Origin of the sequence: Haladaptatus sp. W1 (assembly GCF_001723155.1) — an archaeon.
GTDB lineage: Archaea > Halobacteriota > Halobacteria > Halobacteriales > Haladaptataceae > Haladaptatus > Haladaptatus paucihalophilus.
Map to the genome: position 1 here is coordinate 1 of NZ_MEIH01000131.1, position 2,318 is coordinate 2,318.

The window sequence follows — 2,318 nt, forward strand, 5'->3', positions numbered from 1 at the left end:
CGCGTTCGTCATCTTCGTTCGAACGTCGGTGACGTTCACGCCGTAGAAGTCGCTCGGAACGCCGTGGAGGTACTGAAGCGCGGTTTCGAAGAGCGAGCGCATGCCGCCGTCGTCCTCGAAGTCGAAGTGCTTGTACGCGCCCGCCGCGACCTGCACCATTCCGTGGAGGAACGCGCTCTCGACCGACCCGTTGCCGTAGTTGTACCACTCGTCCTCGAAGCAGTCGTGGCTCTCGTGGAACTCCCCGGCGTTGAACAGTCGGACGCCGTGAATCACCGCCGTTCGAAGCGTCCCGTGTTCCCAGCAGTCTCGCTCCGGAGCCACCCCGACGGGATTCGGCCGGTCGGTGGCGGTCGGCGGTCGGGTCGCGTGTGTGGTCGTCCATTGCAGTCGCGGTATCGTTCGCACGCCACGGGTTTGTGTGTTGGTACTGGTCGTCCTCGACGCGTCGAGAAAAATCGATACTCGTTTTCGCTCGTTACGACGACGCAGGACGCGTCCGTCGAAGACGTCGCTAAATTGATGTTGGACGAACGAACCCGCCGCGTCCCCGTCGTCGATGGCGAACTCGAAGGAATCGTCACCGTCACGGACGTCGTTCGAGCGATAGCCGAAGGCGAAGCCGATGGCGACACGGACGTCGGCGAACTGGCGAGTCCGGACGTCAACACCTGCTACGTCGACACGCCGCTGAGCTTGACCGACCCGAAGACGCCCCGTCCTTCCTTCTTGGACGACTTGCCCGTCATGGAGTTCATCTGCGACTGGATGTTCTCCATCTCGGCATCACCTGTTTCACCTTGCTCGTGTCGGCGACGAGCTTCGCGCGCTCGTCGTCCTCGGGGTGTTCGATGTCGAACTCAACCGCGGTCATCACCAGTCCCCATTCCTGGCGCGAGAATTGGAGTCGGCGACTTCCTGTGCGAACTCCCTATCGACCGCCATCCTGTCCCCCACTATCATGTCCGTCCACCGTTGTCCGCTCATAGGTGACAGTGATATGGCGCGAGACTTGGTAGTTTCGTCTGCGCGAACGACGAACCGGACGGACCGTCGAGAGGAGACGAGACCTGCCGAAGATGGCGAAAACACGCCAGTAGGGGGTTCCTACGGTCGGTAATTCGGTTCGTAATGGCTGCTTTCCGACGGGAGACGTGTCGAAATCAAAAACGCGGAGAACGGAGCTGTGCGGGTCAGTCGTAGGGATAGCGCGCCTGATTGCCACAGTCACACGTAATGACGACGTGGCCGTCCTGTAGTCGGACCCGTGCGTTCTTTCCGGGACGAAGATAGGCGTCGCAGGCATCACACGTGAATCGTTTGAACTGCTGTGGGAGCGAAAGGCGGTGTCGCTCGGCGATTCGTCTGGCGAGGCGGACGTACTCCCGCGCTCGGTCGTCGTTACACTCTGCGGTGGCGTCCCGTGCAAGTACTTCGAGACGCTCTATTCGCTCTTGAGCTACTGTCATTCGGAATGGGGGGGTGGGGGTTTCCGGGGCGAGACAGGACAAGGATAGAAATCGTTCCTGTATTGCCCCATGCGAGTCATGCTCGTATGGGAACAAATACTTTGCGGTCGTTCAATGAGTCCTTTCCGAAAGGAGTAATTGGGCGCTATGCCATTTCCCCGCAGTGCGCGTACTCAACTACCTCGAACTCGAATCCCGGCTGGCCGGAGCGGCATCGGTACCTCCACGAAGCAACAGCGCAAGGCGTTAGCGGAAACCGACGTGGACGTGATCACGTCGCCGTGGGAGGGGAAACGCCGGGTCGCGCGCTGCTGTCCGGGGCGGTAGGGGGTCGTTTCTTCGCCGACTTCGACGTGGCACATTGCAACGTCATCGGGCCGGGTTCAGTCGCGGTCGCGCGCCACGCGAAACGGAACGATATCCCGCTCGTCCTCCATTCGCACGTCACGAGCGAGGACTTCGCGGAGAGTTTCCGCGGGTCGAGCCTCGTCGCGCGCCCGCTCGGTCGGTATCTGAAGTGGTTCTACTCGCAGGCCGACCTCGTGCTCTGTCCCAGCGAGTACACGAAATCCGTCCTCGAACGGTATCCCGTGGACGCGCCGATTCACCCCATCTCGAACGGCGTGGACGCAGAATCGCTCGCCGGGTTCGAATCCTTCCGCGATGAGTACCGCGCGCGGTACGATTTGGACGGCATGGTCGTCTTCGCACTGGGGAACGTCTTCGAGCGCAAGGGTCTCACGACGTTCTGCCGAGTCGCCCAGCAGACGGACTTCGACTTCGCGTGGTTCGGGACGGTGGACGACGGCCCGCACGCCAGTTCGACGGTCAAACGGTGGACGGAGAACC

The 2,318-nt window shown here is 61.6% G+C and carries 1 protein-coding gene and 4 pseudogenes; 2 read left to right on the top strand and 3 right to left on the bottom strand.

The features are described from left to right. Nucleotides 1-385: pseudogene (locus tag BG842_RS07070) on the bottom strand (DUF309 domain-containing protein); the annotation flags it as partial. A gap of 95 nt (nucleotides 386-480) precedes the next feature. On the opposite strand from BG842_RS07070, the pseudogene BG842_RS28725 reads away from it, so the two are divergent. Further along, a pseudogene (locus BG842_RS28725) lies at nucleotides 481-705 on the top strand (CBS domain-containing protein); the annotation flags it as partial. 49 nt (nucleotides 706-754) lie between these two features. Here the strand turns inward: BG842_RS28725 and BG842_RS33010 are convergent. Next, nucleotides 755-987: pseudogene (locus BG842_RS33010) on the bottom strand (DUF5799 family protein). A gap of 206 nt (nucleotides 988-1,193) precedes the next feature. Next, nucleotides 1,194-1,469: a ribonuclease P protein component 4 gene (locus tag BG842_RS27305; RefSeq protein ID WP_018128709.1), complete on the bottom strand. Its 276-nt coding sequence runs from the start codon at nucleotides 1,467-1,469 to the stop codon at nucleotides 1,194-1,196. A 163-nt stretch (nucleotides 1,470-1,632) separates the two neighbouring features. On the opposite strand from BG842_RS27305, the pseudogene BG842_RS07080 reads away from it, so the two are divergent. Further along, nucleotides 1,633-2,318 (top strand): annotated as a pseudogene (locus BG842_RS07080) (glycosyltransferase); the annotation flags it as partial.

Bases quoted from the DNA above. Each gene is read 5' to 3' on its own strand.
- BG842_RS27305 (WP_018128709.1), bottom strand. From the start codon at position 1,469: ATGACAGTAGCTCAAGAGCGAATAGAGCGTCTCGAAGTACTTGCACGG.